Source organism: Geobacillus sp. FSL W8-1251 (assembly GCF_038005945.1).
Lineage (GTDB): Bacteria > Bacillota > Bacilli > Bacillales > Anoxybacillaceae > Geobacillus > Geobacillus stearothermophilus.
Map to the genome: position 1 here is coordinate 1743900 of NZ_JBBOUF010000001.1, position 15915 is coordinate 1759814.

Consider the following 15915-nt stretch of genomic DNA (forward strand, 5'->3'; position numbering starts at 1 on the left):
ATGAACATTGTCGGACAAATGAAAGAACAGCTGAAAGAAGAAATTCGCCAAGCGGCGGTGAAAGCCGGGCTCGTTTCGGCTGATGAGCTGCCGGACGTCTTGCTGGAGGTGCCGCGCGACAAGGCGCATGGCGATTACTCGACGAACATCGCCATGCAGCTTGCCCGCATTGCGAAAAAGCCGCCGCGGGCGATTGCCGAAGCCATCGTCGGGCAGCTTGATCGCGAGCGCGTATCGGTGGCGCGCATTGAGGTGGCGGGTCCGGGATTTATTAACTTTTACATGGACAACCGCTATTTGACGGCGGTCGTGCCGGCGATTTTGCAGGCGGGACAAGCGTATGGCGAATCGAACGTCGGCAACGGGGAAAAAGTGCAAGTCGAGTTCGTCTCCGCCAACCCGACCGGCGACTTGCATTTGGGCCATGCCCGCGGCGCGGCGGTCGGCGATTCGCTTTGCAACATTTTGGCGAAAGCCGGGTTTGACGTGACGCGCGAATACTATATTAACGACGCCGGCAAGCAAATTTACAACTTGGCGAAATCGGTCGAAGCCCGCTATTTCCAGGCGCTCGGTGTCGATATGCCGTTGCCGGAGGACGGCTATTACGGCGACGACATTGTCGAAATCGGCAAAACACTTGCTGAGGAATATGGCGATCGGTTCGTCCACGCCGATGAAGAGGAACGGCTTGCTTTCTTCCGCGAATACGGCCTTCGTTATGAGCTCGACAAAATTAAACAAGATTTGGCCGCATTCCGTGTTCCGTTCGACGTCTGGTACTCGGAAACATCGCTTTATGAAAGCGGCAAAATCGACGAAGCGCTTTCCACTTTGCGCGAGCGCGGCTACATTTACGAGCAGGACGGGGCGACATGGTTCCGTTCGACGGCGTTTGGGGACGACAAAGACCGCGTCTTAATTAAGCAGGACGGCACGTATACGTACTTGCTTCCGGACATCGCCTACCACCAAGACAAGCTGCGGCGCGGATTTACCAAGCTGATTAACGTTTGGGGAGCGGATCACCACGGCTACATTCCGCGCATGAAAGCGGCGATCGCCGCGCTCGGCTACGATCCGGAGGCGCTCGAAGTCGAAATCATCCAAATGGTGAACTTATACCAAAACGGCGAGCGCGTCAAAATGAGCAAGCGCACCGGCAAGGCGGTGACGATGCGCGAGCTGATGGAAGAAGTCGGCGTCGATGCCGTCCGCTATTTCTTTGCGATGCGCTCGGGCGATACGCATTTGGATTTTGACATGGACTTGGCCGTGTCGCAGTCGAATGAAAACCCGGTTTACTACGTCCAATACGCGCACGCCCGCGTTTCGAGCATTCTTCGCCAAGCGGAGGAACAACACATTTCCTATGACGGCGACTTAGCGCTTCACCATCTTGTGGAAACGGAAAAAGAAATCGAGCTGCTCAAAGTGCTCGGCGACTTCCCGGACGTCGTCGCCGAGGCAGCGCTCAAGCGGATGCCGCACCGCGTCACCGCCTATGCGTTTGAGCTGGCTTCGGCGCTCCATAGCTTCTACAACGCGGAAAAAGTGCTTGATTTGGACAACATCGAAAAAACGAAAGCCCGCCTCGCGTTGGTGAAGGCGGTGCAAATTACGCTGAAAAACGCGTTGGCGTTGATCGGCGTTTCCGCCCCGGAACAAATGTAACAGATGCAACAAAGGAGGGGAGCGACTGCTTCCCTTTTTGTCTGGGCATCATAAGGAAAAACAACGATGGAGGATTTGCTTGTGAAAGAAGTGGTGCTGTCGCTTGTCACCGGCATCGTTGTCGGTTTTTTGTTCACGCTGTTCCGCCTGCCGATTCCGGCCCCTCCGGCGTTGGCTGGCATTGCCGGCATTGTTGGAGTGTATCTTGGGATGCGGCTGTTTCAATGGTTGACATTGTTTTGGAAATGAATAGAAGATACAGGATGGCCAACTGATTCAATCCCGGCCGGCACCCGCAGCGATCTCACATCGCCAACATGGAGCCGGCCGGGTTTTTTGTTTGGCGGTTTCGGCTGGGATTCCTTTGCCCTTTTGTCCGGGCGTTCGTCCAAGCGCCGGGTTTTGCACGAAAAAAGCTGATTTTGCCAAGTTCCTCCTCGGGGAAAGCCGCTGTTAGGCGGGTTGGTGATGAACATCGCCGGCTTTTTTCGTGTTGCCTACAACCAGGCGGAAATCAGCTGGGAAATCGATTCTTTGCCGCGGTCAAGGAGCGAACGCTTCCGCCAAAAATCGAGCGTCAGCGGCTCGGCACGCGTCAGGTCGCGTTGGATCGCCCGCTTGACCACCTGCGTGAACGCGCGGTCGAATACATAGCAGTTGATTTCGCCGTTGAGAAACAGACTGCGCCGGTCAAAGTTGGCGGTGCCGACATCGCACCATTCCTCATCGACGACAATCGTTTTGGCGTGGTAAAATCCTTGGTAAAAGCGGTAAATGCGCGCTCCGGCCTTCAGCATTTGATAAAAATACGGGTAAGCGGCCTCGCGGACAAATAAATGGTCCGCCCGCAGCGGCACAATGACCGTGACGCGCACCCCGCGCCGGATCGCGCGCATAAGCTCGTCAAACAACGGCCGGCTCGGGATAAAGTAGGGGCTGCCGATCATAATTTCTCGTTTTGCCTGCCGGATCGCATCGATATACTGCTCTTCAAGCGCGGCGCCGTCAGTCGCGACAAGCTGGTGGCGGATGGCGCCGGCGTGAAGGGGTGGGAAGTAGCGGCGTTTGTCAGCGACGGTTTTGCCCGTCGCCTCCTCCCAATCGTGCAAAAATTGTTCTTGCAAGTCGTGCACCCCTTCTCCGCTGATTTTTAAGTGATAGTCGCGCCATTCTCCGATGTTAGCGTCCTTTCCACTGTATTCGCGGCCGATGTTAAAACCGCCCATATACCCGACCTTTCCATCGATGACCGTAATTTTTCGGTGGCTGCGGCGGTTGAGGCGGTAAATGAAAAACGGAAAGCGCGGCGGGCGGGCGTAGGCGAATTCGACACCGCTTGCCTTCAGCGAACGGATGAGCGTTTTCGGCAACCCGAGGCTGCCGACCCAGTCCGTCAACAAGCGCACTTCCACCCCTTCCGCCGCTTTTTCCTTTAAAAGTTGGAAAAATGGCGCCGTCGTTTCGTCATGCTTGATGATATAAAACAAAATATGGATATGATCGCGGGCGCGGCGCAGCTCGGCAAAATAATCGGCAAATAAATGCCGTCCATTCACATACAAGGCCATATCGCTCCGCCGCTTTGGGTACACGACTTTTTTGCGCCCGTTGCGGAGGATCAGCCGGCCAAGCTTGTCATCAAGATAAACGAGTGCGAATATGATCACAATAACGGCAATGATGAGCATATTTTTCCCTCCTGTGCGTCGCTTCAGTACTTATTAATGTGTCCTACAACGCGCAAAAATAGCAGAGCGAACACCCGCTTCCGACCTGTCCGCGTTCTTCGCTGCTTGACGTTCCGCTGCACGGGCCCGGCAACGGCATGAGCATGATTTGGCATGGCGAGGAAGCGACATGGAGCGAACCGGTCGCCTCGCTCATCGCTGGCGCGTTTTCCTGGGTTGGGGAAACCAGCCATTTTTGAGCATATTTTGCGCACCTGCGTGGAAAGCGGGGCGCTGTTAGGCGACCGGATCCGGATGAATGCCATCCATTCGCCGCGCGTCTATATGCGGAGCCTTGCGACGCGCCATTCCCGCTCTGAGCTGTCGCCGGCGATCCGCGACGCCATTTCGGTCGTCAAAGCGGCCGGTTTTGATCTCGTCATTGTCGAAACGAGCGGGATCGGCCAGGGCGATGCCGCCATTACCGAAGTATGCGATGTTTCGATGTATGTGATGACAAGCGAATTCGGAGCGCCAACGCAGCTTGAGAAAATCGATATGACCGATTACGCCGATTTGATCGCCATTAACAAGTTTGAACGCAAAGGCTCGGAAGATGCAAAACGGCAAGTGCAGAAGCAGTATCAACGAAGCCATCAGCTGTTTGACCGTGATCTATCGGAAATGCCGGTATACGGCACGATCGCCAGCCAGTTTAACGACCCGGGCACGAATACGCTTTTTGTCGCACTTGTCGATACGAGCAACCGGAAAACGGGAACGAACTGGAAGACGAATTTGAAAACCGTTGCCAACGTTGAAAAGCATAACGTCATCATCCCGAATGAGCGCCGCTACTATTTGCGCGAAATCGCGGAGACGGTCCGCTCGTACCACCGCCGCGCCGAGCAGCAAGTCGAGGTGGCCCGACGCCTCTTCCAAATCGAAGGGGCCATCGAAGCGGCGAAGGAACGGGACGAAGCTGAAGACGTGATCCGCGCGCTCGAAACGCTCAAAGCCGATTACGAAGCGAAGCTGACGCCCGAATCGAAGCGCATTTTGGCGACATGGGAAGAGACGAAAGCGAAATATGCGGCGAAGACATTCGTGACAAAAGTGCGGGACAAAGAAATTGTCACCGAACCTCTCTTTTGCTTTTTTCGCCAAATATGTAGCATAAACCCCGACAATTTGTTTATAATGAATGGTATGTATTCCACTTGCATTCATTTGTTTCATTATATAGAAGGGGAGTGCTGAACTTGAGCCTGCAGCAGCAATACTCGCCAGAGGAATTGCAGGAGATGTCGTTCGTCGAACTGGCGAACCTCATTTTGCTTGACAAGCGCGAGGCGCTGCCGTTCGACCAAATCGTCCGCGAAGCCGCGGCATTAACCGGCATGGCGGAAGACGACATCGCCGCGCGGCTTGCCCAATATTATACCGATTTAAACATCGACGGGCGGTTTATTTGCGTTGGGGAAAACGTCTGGGGGCTGCGTGCGTGGTATCCGTTTGACCAGACGGAAGACGAAACGGTGACGATCGTCAAGCCGAAGAAGAAGAAAAAAGCGCTTGATGATGAATACGATGATTACGAAGAGCTGCTTGACGAAGAGGATCTCGATTACGACGATCTTGATGACTACGATGAGGAAGAGCTCGAGCTTGACGACGAAGAGCTGCTCGAAGACGAGGAATTCGATCTGGACGAAGACGTTGCTTTTGACGATGAGGACATTCTCGACGAAGAACCGTTTGATTTGGACGATGAACCGCTTGACGAAGAGCTGGATCTCGAGGAAGCGGAGGAAGACGAATAACCGCTTGACTTTGTTTGAGGAACTCAGTACAATGTGTGTTGGGCTCTTGAAAAATGGACGAATTCATCAGTCGCTCCCTTACATATGGTAAGTGGAGCATTTTTTATTTGCCCTTTCGCAAACACTGTTATTGTAACTTCGGCAAGGGGGAAGACAAAATGACGAAATACATTTTTGTGACGGGCGGTGTCGTTTCTTCGCTCGGAAAAGGGATCACAGCTGCGTCGCTCGGGCGGCTCTTGAAAAATCGCGGCCTGAACGTGACGATTCAAAAGTTCGACCCGTACATTAACGTCGACCCGGGAACGATGAGCCCGTATCAGCACGGCGAAGTGTTCGTCACCGATGACGGCGCGGAAACGGATTTGGACTTAGGCCATTATGAGCGGTTCATCGATATTAATTTGAACAAATACAGCAACGTCACGACCGGGAAAATCTACTCCGCCGTCATCCGCAAAGAGCGGCGCGGCGATTACCTCGGCGGCACGGTGCAAGTCATTCCGCACATCACGAACGAAATCAAAGAGCGCGTCTTCCGCGCCGGCCGGGAAACGAACGCCGATGTCGTCATTACGGAAATCGGCGGCACGGTCGGCGACATTGAATCGTTGCCGTTTTTGGAAGCCATCCGCCAAATCAAAAGCGACGTCGGCCGCGAAAATGTCATGTACATTCATTGCACGCTTGTGCCATACATCAAGGCAGCCGGGGAAATGAAAACGAAGCCGACGCAGCACAGCGTGAAAGAACTGCGCAGCCTCGGCATCCAGCCGAACGTCATCGTCGTCCGTACAGAAATGCCGATGCCGCAAGAGATGAAAGACAAAATCGCTCTCTTTTGCGACATCGACCCGAAGGCAGTCATTGAGTGCCGCGATGCGGACACGCTCTATGCGGTGCCGCTTATGCTTCAAGAACAAAAGCTCGATCAAATCGTCTGTGAACATTTGCGCCTCAACTGCCGTGAAGCAGATATGACGGAGTGGAAAGCGCTCGTCGAGAAAGTGCGAAACTTGTCGAAAACGACGAAAATCGCCCTCGTCGGCAAGTATGTTGAACTGCCGGACGCCTACATTTCGGTCGTCGAGGCCCTTCGCCATGCCGGCTATGCATTTGATACGGACATTGAGATCCAATGGGTGAATGCGGAGCACGTCACGCGCGACAATGTGGCGGAGTTGCTGAAAGACGCGGACGGCATTTTGGTTCCGGGCGGGTTTGGCGACCGCGGCGTGGAAGGGAAAATCGAGGCGATCCGCTACGCCCGCGAGCAGCGCGTGCCGTTTTTGGGCATTTGCTTAGGAATGCAGCTCGCCTCGATTGAATTTGCCCGCCATGTTGTCGGGTTGTCTGGCGCCCATTCGTCCGAGTTTGACCCGAATACGCCGCATCCGATCATCGACTTGCTTCCAGAGCAAAAGGATGTCGAAGATTTAGGCGGCACGCTTCGCCTCGGCCTGTATCCGTGCAAGCTGCAGGAAGGAACGCTCGCCTACGCTGCGTACGGCGATGAAGTCATTTACGAACGCCATCGCCATCGGTATGAATTCAACAATCAATACCGCCATCTATTAGAAGAGCATGGCTTCGTCTTCTCCGGCACGAGCCCGGATGGACGGCTTGTGGAAATTATCGAGCTGAAAGACCATCCGTGGTTTGTCGCCGCGCAGTTCCATCCTGAATTCACCTCGCGCCCGACGCGGCCGCAGCCGCTCTTCCGCGAGTTTGTCAAAGCGGCGCTTCAATCAAAAGAAGGATATGCCGCCCTAGGCAAGGGGACGGTATAGCCTCCGGCGGCGCAGCAAGAAAGAGGGTGTCCCAACGCAACGGGACACCCTCTCTTTTTAGGCATATTCTTGCAAAATGTCATCAAGCAACACGACAAGCCCATAGTAGATGAACGAAGCGGCGGTCACGGTCGGCATGGCGATGCGACGCCCGTCTTCCGTCGGCACGAGCGGGCGGGACAGTTTGCTGTCGATATGGACAGCGGCCAGCTCCGCCAAGCCCGGCTCGTCTTTGACGAGCGCTGAGACGGCAACCGTATCAACGCCGTGCCCCTGCAGCTGTTCCACGAGGCGGATCGCTTCGTTGTCGTTGGAAAAACGGGCGAATACGAGCGCCCGGTCCGTTTCGTTCCAATCGCCCACTTCCCTTGATTCGATGCGGGCCGCCTTTGGCAGCCGATCCGGACCGAGAAGCGCGGCGGTGACAACCGCGTCCAATTCGCCTGCTCCGTACAGCCAGATGCGCCCGTCGCCGACGACCGCCTGGGCGAGCAGACGCGCCCCGTCCTCAAGCGCCCACTCCTCGTCCGCCGCGATTTTTTGCAGCAACCCGATCGTTTGCGTCGCCAAAATTTTCATCATTTGGCCTCCTTTCTCCGCTATTATACAAAATCCGTAAATGATCCGAAAAGCAAGCAGGAAATACGTTCGGGAAATGCGAAACATTAATAGGGAGAAAACAGGGAATAGAGGTGCATAAATGTGGGAAACAAAATTTTAATCGTCGACGACCAGTACGGCATCCGCATCTTGTTAAATGAAGTGTTTCAGCGGGAAGGGTACGTGACTTATCAGGCGGCCAACGGCATGCAGGCGTTGGAAATCGTCCGCAAACACCATCCCGACCTCGTGCTTCTCGATATGAAAATTCCCGGCATGGACGGCATTGAAATTTTAAAGCGGCTCAAAGACATCGACCCGGACATCAAAGTGATCATTATGACCGCGTACGGCGAGCTGGATATGATTCAGGAAACGAAAGAGCTTGGGGCGCTCATGCATTTTGCCAAGCCATTTGACATCGACGACTTGCGCGCCGCCGTCAAAAGCCATCTTTCTTCGTAAAGCTCTTTTTTGTGTCAGCTGCACTAACGAAGGGAATGGTTGCTGTTTTGCCGGCAAGTTGGTATGCTTATTAACGTAGATGCATTTTGCGCCTGTCGGCCTATGTTTCGCCATGGCGACAAAGACGATAATCAATTAAGGAGGATGGAACCATGCTGTTAGTATCGATGAAAGAGATGCTCAACGAGGCGCTGCGCGGCAAATATGCGGTCGGCCAATTCAACATCAACAACTTGGAATGGACGCAAGCGATTTTAGCGGCCGCCGAAGAAGAAAAATCGCCGGTCATTCTCGGCGTCTCCGAAGGGGCGGCTCGTTACATGGGCGGGTTTAAAACGGTCGTCAACATGGTAAAAGGCTTAATGGAAGACATGAACATCACCGTTCCGGTCGCCATCCATCTTGACCATGGTTCGAGCTTTGAAAAATGCAAAGCGGCGATCGATGCTGGGTTCACCTCGGTCATGATTGACGCCTCCCATCATCCGTTTGAGGAAAACGTCCGCATTACCTCACAAGTCGTAGAGTACGCCCATGCGCGCGGCGTCTCGGTTGAAGCCGAGCTCGGCATTGTCGGCGGACAGGAAGATGACGTCGTCGGCGAAGGCGTCATTTACGCCGATCCGAAAGAATGTGAAGAACTTGTCAAACGGACAGGCATCGACTGCCTTGCTCCGGCGCTCGGTTCGGTGCACGGCCCGTACAAAGGGGAGCCGAAGCTCGGGTTTGCCGAAATGGAGAAAATCCGCGATTTGACCGGCATTCCGCTCGTTTTGCACGGCGGCACCGGCATTCCAACTGAACAAATTCAGCGCGCCATTTCCCTTGGCACATCGAAAATCAACGTCAATACGGAAAACCAAATCGCCTTTACCAAAGCGGTCCGTGAACTGCTTGCCAAAGACCCGAACGTCTACGATCCGCGCAAAATTATCGGTCCGGGCCGCGACGCGATCAAAGCGACGGTCATCGGCAAAATGCGCGAATTCGGCTCGTCCGGAAAAGCGGCGCAATAACGAGCAAACGGCAAGATCGGCCTGGCAGGCAGCTTTCGGTCGTCACCCGGGCTTGCCTGCCTGCGTCCAAATAATGACAAGGAGGGATACGTAGTGAAATTTTTCATTGATACCGCCAATTTGGAAGAAATTAAACACGCCCATGAGCTCGGCATTTTGGCCGGCGTCACGACCAACCCGAGCTTAGTGGCGAAAGAAAACGTTTCGTTCCATGACCGGCTGCGCGAAATTACATCCATCGTCTCCGGTTCGGTGAGCGCCGAGGTCATTTCGACCGATGCGGCCGGCATGATTGAGGAAGGAGAAGAGCTGGCGAAAATCGCTCCGAACATTACCATTAAAGTGCCGATGACGCCGGAAGGGTTAAAAGCGGTAAAAACGTTCAGCGAAAAAGGCATTAAAACGAATGTGACGCTCGTGTTTACCGCCAACCAGGCGCTATTGGCGGCGCGCGCCGGCGCGACATACGTTTCTCCGTTCCTCGGCCGCCTCGATGACATCGGCCATAATGGCTTAGAGCTCATTTCCACGATTGCGGACATTTTCAACATTCACGGCATCGAAACGGAAATCATCGCAGCTTCGATCCGCCACCCGCACCATGTGACGGAAGCAGCGTTGCGCGGGGCGCACATCGCCACCGTCCCGTACAAAGTGCTGATGCAATTGTTCCACCATCCGCTCACCGATCAAGGAATCGAGAAGTTTCTTGCCGACTGGAATCGGCAACAATGAAAATAAGGCGTTTGCCTCTAAAGGCAAGCGGGCTCACCCCGCCCGGCCTTGTCTTCTCATCCGAAAGGTGAAGCCACTTCCGAGCAAAGAAGGGAGACGACGATGGATAAAATCAAAATCATCGGCGGGGATCGGCTGCAGGGAACAATCAAAGTGAGCGGCGCGAAAAACAGCGCGGTCGCCTTGATTCCGGCAGCGATTTTGGCCGAGTCGCCGGTGACGATCGAAGGATTGCCGGACATTTCCGATGTGCGCATTTTAGGAAGCTTGATCGAAGAAATCGGTGGTTCGTTTTCATTTGACGGCAAGAAGGCGGTCATCGACCCGACGAACATGGTTTCCATGCCGCTTCCGAACGGAAAGGTGAAAAAGCTGCGCGCCTCCTACTATTTGATGGGCGCGATGCTCGGACGCTTCAAAAAAGCGGTCGTCGGCCTGCCGGGCGGTTGCCACCTCGGACCGCGCCCGATCGATCAGCACATTAAAGGGTTTGAAGCGCTCGGCGCCACCGTCACGAACGAGCAGGGCGCCATCTATTTGCGCGCTGAGGAGCTTCGCGGAGCCCGCATTTTTTTGGACGTCGTCAGCGTCGGCGCGACGATCAACATCATGCTGGCGGCGGTGCGCGCCAAAGGACGGACGATTATCGAAAACGCGGCAAAAGAGCCGGAAATCATTGATGTGGCAACGCTGCTCTCCAACATGGGCGCGAAAATTAAAGGCGCAGGCACCGATGTCATCCGCATCGACGGCGTCGAAAAATTATCGGGCTGCCGCCACGCCATCATTCCGGACCGGATTGAAGCCGGCACGTACATGATTGCCGCTGCAGCGATGGGCAATGAAGTCGTCGTCGACAACGTCATCCCGCAGCACGTCGAATCGCTGACGGCCAAACTGCGCGAAATGGGCGTGCGCGTCGAGAAGGGAGAAGACCAAATTCTCGTCTGCGGCTCTGATGTTTTGAAAGCGGTTGACGTCAAGACGCTCGTCTACCCCGGTTTCCCAACCGATTTGCAGCAGCCGTTTACCGCCTTATTGACAAAAGCGAACGGCACAAGCATCGTCACGGATACCATTTACAGCGCCCGCTTCAAACACGTCGATGAGCTGCGGCGCATGAACGCCAACGTAAAAGTGGAAGGCCGCTCGGCCATTGTCACCGGACCGGTCCAATTGCAAGGGGCGAAAGTGAAGGCGAGCGATTTGCGCGCCGGGGCCGCGCTTGTGATTGCCGGACTGATGGCTGATGGGGTGACGGAAATTACCGGCGTCGAGCATATCGACCGCGGCTACAGCGGCTTAGTCGAGAAGCTGTCCGCACTCGGCGCCGTCATTTGGCGCGAAAAAATGACCGATGAAGAAATCGAGCAAGTGAAAAACGCGTAACGTCCAGTCGACAAAGGGGAAAGGGAGAACGACGATGGAACGAAGCTTATCGATGGAACTCGTGCGCGTCACCGAAGCGGCGGCGCTTGCCGCCGCCCGCTGGATGGGGCGCGGGAAAAAGAATGAGGCTGATGACGCTGCGACGTCGGCGATGCGCGATGTGTTTGACACCGTGCCGATGAAAGGGACGGTCGTCATCGGCGAAGGGGAGATGGACGAAGCGCCGATGCTGTATATCGGGGAGAAGCTCGGCAACGGCTACGGCCCGCGCGTTGACGTCGCCGTTGACCCGCTCGAAGGGACGAACATCGTCGCGTCCGGGGGCTGGAACGCCTTGGCGGTCGTCGCGGTCGCCGACCACGGCCATTTGCTTCATGCGCCCGATATGTACATGGAGAAAATCGCGGTCGGCCCGGAAGCGGTCGGCATGATTGATATTGAGGCGCCGATCATCGACAATTTAAAAGCGGTGGCGAAGGCGAAAAACAAAGATATTGAAGACGTCGTCGCGGTTGTTCTCAACCGTCCGCGCCATGAGCGTCTCATTCATGAGCTGCGTGAAGCCGGCGCCCGCATTAAGCTCATCAATGACGGCGATGTCGCCGCCGCCATTAACACGGCGTTCGACCATACCGGCGTTGACATTTTGTTCGGCTCGGGCGGCGCGCCGGAAGGAGTGCTCGCGGCGGTTGCGTTAAAATGCCTCGGCGGCGAGCTGCAAGGAAAACTACTGCCGCAAAACGAGGCCGAGCTCGAGCGCTGCAAGAAAATGGGCATTGACGTCAACAAAGTGCTGTGCATGGACGACCTGGTGAAAGGGGACGACGCCATTTTTGCCGCCACCGGCGTCACGGACGGCGAACTGTTGCGCGGCGTTCAGCTCAAGGGGGCGTACGGCCTCACCCACTCGGTCGTCATGCGCGCCAAATCCGGCACCGTCCGCTTTATCGAAGGGCGGCACAGCTTGAAGAAAAAACCGAATTTGGTCTTTAAGTGAGACGTTCCGCCGACGGGCCGGAGCGCCTACACCGCTCATTGGAATCAAACGACAACAATCCCGCGGCTTTCCTTTCCATCCGTCTTGGCGGCGCCGGCATCGAGAGGCGCCGCTTTGCCCGGAACGAAAAAAAGATTGATTAAAAAGCGGAAAAAAGGGTAAAATAGTCGTGTTGCTTATGCAAAAATAAGCTCTGCCATTCTACTTCATTTCAGCCTTCATCCTATTTCGCGCAGGAGACTCCCACTTCAACGACCAAAGGGAGTAAGTGGGAGAGGAATGCGCGTTCCCCCTTTCTTTTGTGTATGATAGAATAAAGGCGTGGAGAAAACCGTTCAATAAAGGCACTCCAATCACGGCTACTCGATGTATGGAGTTGGTTACAGGAAACGTTGTAACCGTAAAACATCGAGCGTAGGTCCGTCTGTTGTGTGTGGAAGCCAAGTACTGCCAACAGACACACCGAGAGAATCGGTAACGATGCAGGCATGACCTGCGTCGTTGGGTAGTCGTCAACCTGCCCCCTGATGCAACCCCAAGTCAAGGAAGGAGGACGAAGTCCGTTTGCACTTCTGGGGAGTTGCAAGCCCCCACTTCAAGCGTTCGCGAAGTGGGGGTAGTTGACTATCTTCTTATACGAAATGAGATCCCTTCGCCTGTCGAACGATGCCCGAACAAACACGATGGGAGAATAGGAAACTTTGCAAAGTGTGGTGTCAAAATGGAATTAACGTTAGCGGCTTTAGAAAACATGAAGCTCAAAGAGCTGTATGAGCTCGCCAAGCAATACAAAATTTCTTATTACAGCAAGTTGACGAAAAAAGAGCTTATTTTTGCCATTTTGAAAGCACGTGCCGAACAAGACGGCCTCTCGTTCATGGAAGGCGTTCTCGAAATCATTCCGTCGGAAGGATTCGGTTTTTTGCGTCCGGTCGGCTATTCCCCGAGCTCGGAAGACATTTACATTTCCGCTTCCCAAATCCGTCGTTTTGATCTGCGCAATGGAGACAAAGTATCCGGCAAGGTGCGGCCGCCGAAAGAGAACGAACGCTACTTCGGCTTGCTTCATGTCGAAGCGGTCAACGGCGAAGACCCGGAAACCGCCAAGGAACGCGTCCACTTTCCGGCGTTGACACCGCTTTATCCGAACCGGCAAATGAAGCTCGAAACGACCCCGGACAAGCTGTCGACCCGCATCATCGACTTGATCGCGCCGGTCGGCTTCGGCCAGCGCGGATTGATCGTCGCGCCGCCAAAAGCTGGGAAAACGATGCTGCTGAAAGAAATCGCCAACAGCATTACGACGAACCATCCAGATGTCGAGTTGATCGTCTTGCTCATTGACGAGCGGCCGGAAGAAGTGACCGACATTGAGCGGTCGGTGCAAGGAGAAGTCGTCAGCTCGACGTTTGACGAGGTGCCGGAAAACCATATCCGGGTGTCTGAACTCGTCCTGGAGCGGGCGATGCGGCTTGTTGAACATAAGCGCGATGTCGTCATTTTGATGGACAGCATCACGCGCCTCGCCCGCGCGTACAACCTGGTCATTCCGCCGAGCGGGCGCACGCTCTCGGGCGGGATCGATCCGGCGGCGTTTCATCGGCCGAAGCGCTTTTTCGGCGCGGCGCGCAACATTGAAGAAGGCGGCAGCTTGACGATTTTGGCGACCGCCCTCATCGACACCGGGTCACGAATGGATGACGTCATTTACGAAGAGTTCAAGGGGACGGGCAACATGGAGCTCCATCTCGACCGCTCGCTCGCCGAGCGCCGCATTTTCCCGGCCATCGACATTCGCCGCTCCGGGACGCGCAAAGAGGAGCTGCTCATCCCGAAAGAACATTTAGAAAAACTGTGGGCGATTCGCAAAACGATGGCCGACTCGCCGGATTTTATCGAGCGGTTTTTGAACAAACTGCGCCGCACAAAATCAAACGAAGAGTTTTTCGCGCTGCTTGAGCAAGAATGGAGAAACGGCGGCCCGCTTCGCCTATAACAAGCTGGTGGAATTTGTCGGGAATCGCCCGTTGCAAATGAGCGGAAAAGCTGTTATAATCTTAACATGTGTGTTTGGACCATCATCGATGTGTTCATACGATGAACCGTCTGCACCGGCCGGGCCGCTTCCGCGAAGCCCCGGCCGTTCCATGCGCGGCGCCCGGCCAAACCGGGAGAAGTCTTGGCTTGGCTGAGCCCGCGCGAACGAATAACTCTGTTTCGATGAGATACAGGGCGGAAGGAGATGAAAACGATGAAACAAGGGATCCATCCAGCGTACAAAAAAGTAATCGTCCGCTGCGCATGCGGAAACGAGTTCGAAAGCGGTTCGGTCAAAGACGAACTGCGCGTTGAGATTTGCTCGGAATGCCATCCGTTCTTCACGGGCAAACAAAAATTCGTTTCGGCAGCGGGCCGCGTCGATAAATTCAATAAAAAATACGGCCTTAAGTAATCAAGGACGGACGAAAGCAGGCAAGCGGTGCGCTTGCCTGCTTTTTCGTGAAACTAGATGGACGGCCCCTGTCGCCAGGGCGCTCCGGCCGTTTTGGCCTGGCCTGGCAGGGGCGCTCATCGTTTCGATGACAGTGTGGAGCGAAAGGAGAGGGCCCGATGTACGTGATGACGCAGTCCGGCTGGCTCGAAGTCATTTGCGGCAGCATGTTTTCCGGCAAATCGGAAGAGCTGATCCGCCGCATCCGCCGCGCTCAGTTTGCCAAACAGGAAGTGAAGGTATTCAAACCAACGATCGACAACCGTTACCGCGAAGATGCCGTCGTGTCGCATAACGGCAATTCGGTGATCGCCATTCCGGTCGCGACGCCTGCGGAAATGTTTCGTTACATTTCCGCCGCCACCGATGTCGTCGCCATCGATGAAGTGCAATTTTTTTCTGATGACATTATCGACGTCGTCCAAACGCTCGCCGACCGCGGCTATCGCGTCATCGCCGCCGGGTTGGATCAAGATTTCCGCGGCGAACCGTTTGGGCCGGTGCCAGCGCTGATGGCGATCGCCGAGTCGGTGACGAAGCTGCAAGCGGTATGCACGGTGTGCGGCTCCCCGGCCAGCCGGACGCAGCGGCTCATTAACGGGGTGCCTGCCTCTTATGATGATCCGGTCATTTTGGTCGGCGCCAGCGAAGCGTACGAACCGCGCTGCCGCCATCACCATGAAGTGCCGGGCAAACCGAACAAATGGTACGGCCGCCCGCTTTCCGAACGGGCAGGCGAATGAAGGCGTACATATTCTTGCCTGTTGCGGACATCCTAACAGCAGGGAGGCGAAATGATGAAACGCATCTGGCTGTTAGGGGTTGTTTTGCTTCTTTCTGCCTGTTCGCTCAACCCGGATCACCCGTCCTACCGTCAGCAAAGCGAAGACAAAAACGGCACGCGGCTGATGACGGATGGACGGCCGAAAATCGATGCCGACCGCGACTTGTACAACAACTTTGACGATCCGGAAAAAACGCGGCAAAATCCGAACTTCATCAGTTTGACCGAAGGAAGCGAAAATCAGCGCGCCGATACGCGCAAAGCAATGCAGCTGATCGAGCGGCGCACCGACTATCGCCCCGTTTCCGTTTGGTTTCACGGCGGCAATATGTATGTCACCGTCGATGTGCCGGATGAGTTGTCTGCTGCAGAGCGGCGGCGCGAGGCGAGCCGCATCGACAAATTGTTGACAAAAGCGATTCCGACATACGAAATTGTTGTGCGCTTGAACTAAAAGCTCCCGCTTGCGAACAGCGGGAGTTTT

The 15915-nt window shown here is 55.2% G+C and carries 15 protein-coding genes and 1 pseudogene; 14 read left to right on the forward strand and 2 right to left on the reverse strand.

Annotation, left to right across the window (positions count from 1 at the left end):
* Entirely contained in the window at positions 1-1674 is a 1674-nt protein-coding gene (argS, locus tag NSS88_RS09140) for an arginine--tRNA ligase (protein ID WP_055358464.1), read from the forward strand.
* Positions 1675-1755: 81 nt separating this feature from the next.
* Entirely contained in the window at positions 1756-1923 is a 168-nt protein-coding gene (locus tag NSS88_RS09145) for a XapX domain-containing protein (protein ID WP_033010756.1), read from the forward strand.
* Between the two features lie 248 nt (positions 1924-2171).
* Here NSS88_RS09145 and cls read toward each other — a convergent pair whose 3' ends face one another.
* Positions 2172-3362, reverse strand: coding sequence for a cardiolipin synthase (gene cls, locus NSS88_RS09150; RefSeq protein WP_055358463.1), 1191 nt, complete (start codon positions 3360-3362; stop codon positions 2172-2174).
* Between the two features lie 267 nt (positions 3363-3629).
* On the opposite strand from cls, the pseudogene NSS88_RS09155 reads away from it, so the two are divergent.
* From NSS88_RS09155 to NSS88_RS09165, 3 genes and pseudogenes are all read left to right on the forward strand, one after another.
* Positions 3630-4484 (forward strand): annotated as a pseudogene (locus NSS88_RS09155) (methylmalonyl-CoA mutase); the annotation flags it as partial.
* A 119-nt stretch (positions 4485-4603) separates the two neighbouring features.
* Positions 4604-5164, forward strand: coding sequence for a DNA-directed RNA polymerase subunit delta (gene rpoE, locus NSS88_RS09160; protein WP_055358511.1), 561 nt, complete (start codon positions 4604-4606; stop codon positions 5162-5164).
* A gap of 158 nt (positions 5165-5322) precedes the next feature.
* A complete protein-coding gene (locus NSS88_RS09165; RefSeq protein WP_044745379.1) occupies positions 5323-6954 on the forward strand; it encodes a CTP synthase in 1632 nt (543 codons plus the stop codon).
* Positions 6955-7011: 57 nt separating this feature from the next.
* Here the strand turns inward: NSS88_RS09165 and NSS88_RS09170 are convergent, their stop codons facing one another.
* Positions 7012-7533, reverse strand: coding sequence for a DUF2529 domain-containing protein (locus NSS88_RS09170; protein ID WP_055358512.1), 522 nt, complete (start codon positions 7531-7533; stop codon positions 7012-7014).
* Positions 7534-7656: 123 nt separating this feature from the next.
* On the opposite strand from NSS88_RS09170, the gene NSS88_RS09175 reads away from it, so the two are divergent.
* The 9 genes from NSS88_RS09175 to NSS88_RS09215 all read left to right on the forward strand — a co-directional run bounded on the left by NSS88_RS09175 (position 7657) and on the right by NSS88_RS09215 (position 15885).
* Positions 7657-8019, forward strand: coding sequence for a response regulator (locus tag NSS88_RS09175; RefSeq protein WP_033008416.1), 363 nt, complete (start codon positions 7657-7659; stop codon positions 8017-8019).
* A 152-nt stretch (positions 8020-8171) separates the two neighbouring features.
* Entirely contained in the window at positions 8172-9035 is an 864-nt protein-coding gene (locus NSS88_RS09180) for a class II fructose-bisphosphate aldolase (protein WP_055358513.1), read from the forward strand.
* A 93-nt stretch (positions 9036-9128) separates the two neighbouring features.
* Complete coding sequence (gene fsa, locus NSS88_RS09185) at positions 9129-9770, forward strand: fructose-6-phosphate aldolase (protein WP_033008413.1); 642 nt, start codon at positions 9129-9131, stop codon at positions 9768-9770.
* A 102-nt stretch (positions 9771-9872) separates the two neighbouring features.
* The gene (locus tag NSS88_RS09190) at positions 9873-11159 is read left to right on the forward strand and encodes a UDP-N-acetylglucosamine 1-carboxyvinyltransferase (protein ID WP_033017333.1); all 1287 of its coding nucleotides are present in this window, start codon (positions 9873-9875) and stop codon (positions 11157-11159) included.
* A 34-nt stretch (positions 11160-11193) separates the two neighbouring features.
* The gene (glpX, locus tag NSS88_RS09195) at positions 11194-12156 is read left to right on the forward strand and encodes a class II fructose-bisphosphatase (protein ID WP_055358515.1); all 963 of its coding nucleotides are present in this window, start codon (positions 11194-11196) and stop codon (positions 12154-12156) included.
* A 721-nt stretch (positions 12157-12877) separates the two neighbouring features.
* Positions 12878-14152: a transcription termination factor Rho gene (rho, locus tag NSS88_RS09200; protein ID WP_049626037.1), complete on the forward strand. Its 1275-nt coding sequence runs from the start codon at positions 12878-12880 to the stop codon at positions 14150-14152.
* Positions 14153-14407: 255 nt separating this feature from the next.
* Complete coding sequence (rpmE, locus tag NSS88_RS09205; RefSeq protein ID WP_008880715.1) at positions 14408-14608, forward strand: 50S ribosomal protein L31; 201 nt, start codon at positions 14408-14410, stop codon at positions 14606-14608.
* 158 nt (positions 14609-14766) lie between these two features.
* Positions 14767-15390, forward strand: a complete 624-nt coding sequence (locus tag NSS88_RS09210) for a thymidine kinase (protein ID WP_055358516.1) — start codon at positions 14767-14769, stop codon at positions 15388-15390.
* 54 nt (positions 15391-15444) lie between these two features.
* Entirely contained in the window at positions 15445-15885 is a 441-nt protein-coding gene (locus tag NSS88_RS09215) for a hypothetical protein (RefSeq protein WP_055358517.1), read from the forward strand.
* The last annotated feature ends 30 nt before the right edge of the window (positions 15886-15915 follow it).

What these genes read in the sequence shown, in the direction of transcription:
- argS (WP_055358464.1), top strand. Translation starts at nt 1, where the DNA reads ATGAACATTGTCGGACAAATGAAAGAACAGCTGAAAGAAGAAATTCGC.
- NSS88_RS09190 (WP_033017333.1), top strand. Translation starts at nt 9,873, where the DNA reads ATGGATAAAATCAAAATCATCGGCGGGGATCGGCTGCAGGGAACAATC.
- cls (WP_055358463.1), bottom strand. Translation starts at nt 3,362, where the DNA reads ATGCTCATCATTGCCGTTATTGTGATCATATTCGCACTCGTTTATCTT.
- glpX (WP_055358515.1), top strand. Translation starts at nt 11,194, where the DNA reads ATGGAACGAAGCTTATCGATGGAACTCGTGCGCGTCACCGAAGCGGCG.
- NSS88_RS09170 (WP_055358512.1), bottom strand. Translation starts at nt 7,533, where the DNA reads ATGAAAATTTTGGCGACGCAAACGATCGGGTTGCTGCAAAAAATCGCG.
- NSS88_RS09210 (WP_055358516.1), top strand. Translation starts at nt 14,767, where the DNA reads ATGTACGTGATGACGCAGTCCGGCTGGCTCGAAGTCATTTGCGGCAGC.
- rpmE (WP_008880715.1), top strand. Translation starts at nt 14,408, where the DNA reads ATGAAACAAGGGATCCATCCAGCGTACAAAAAAGTAATCGTCCGCTGC.
- rho (WP_049626037.1), top strand. Translation starts at nt 12,878, where the DNA reads ATGGAATTAACGTTAGCGGCTTTAGAAAACATGAAGCTCAAAGAGCTG.
- NSS88_RS09215 (WP_055358517.1), top strand. Translation starts at nt 15,445, where the DNA reads ATGAAACGCATCTGGCTGTTAGGGGTTGTTTTGCTTCTTTCTGCCTGT.
- NSS88_RS09165 (WP_044745379.1), top strand. Translation starts at nt 5,323, where the DNA reads ATGACGAAATACATTTTTGTGACGGGCGGTGTCGTTTCTTCGCTCGGA.
- NSS88_RS09180 (WP_055358513.1), top strand. Translation starts at nt 8,172, where the DNA reads ATGCTGTTAGTATCGATGAAAGAGATGCTCAACGAGGCGCTGCGCGGC.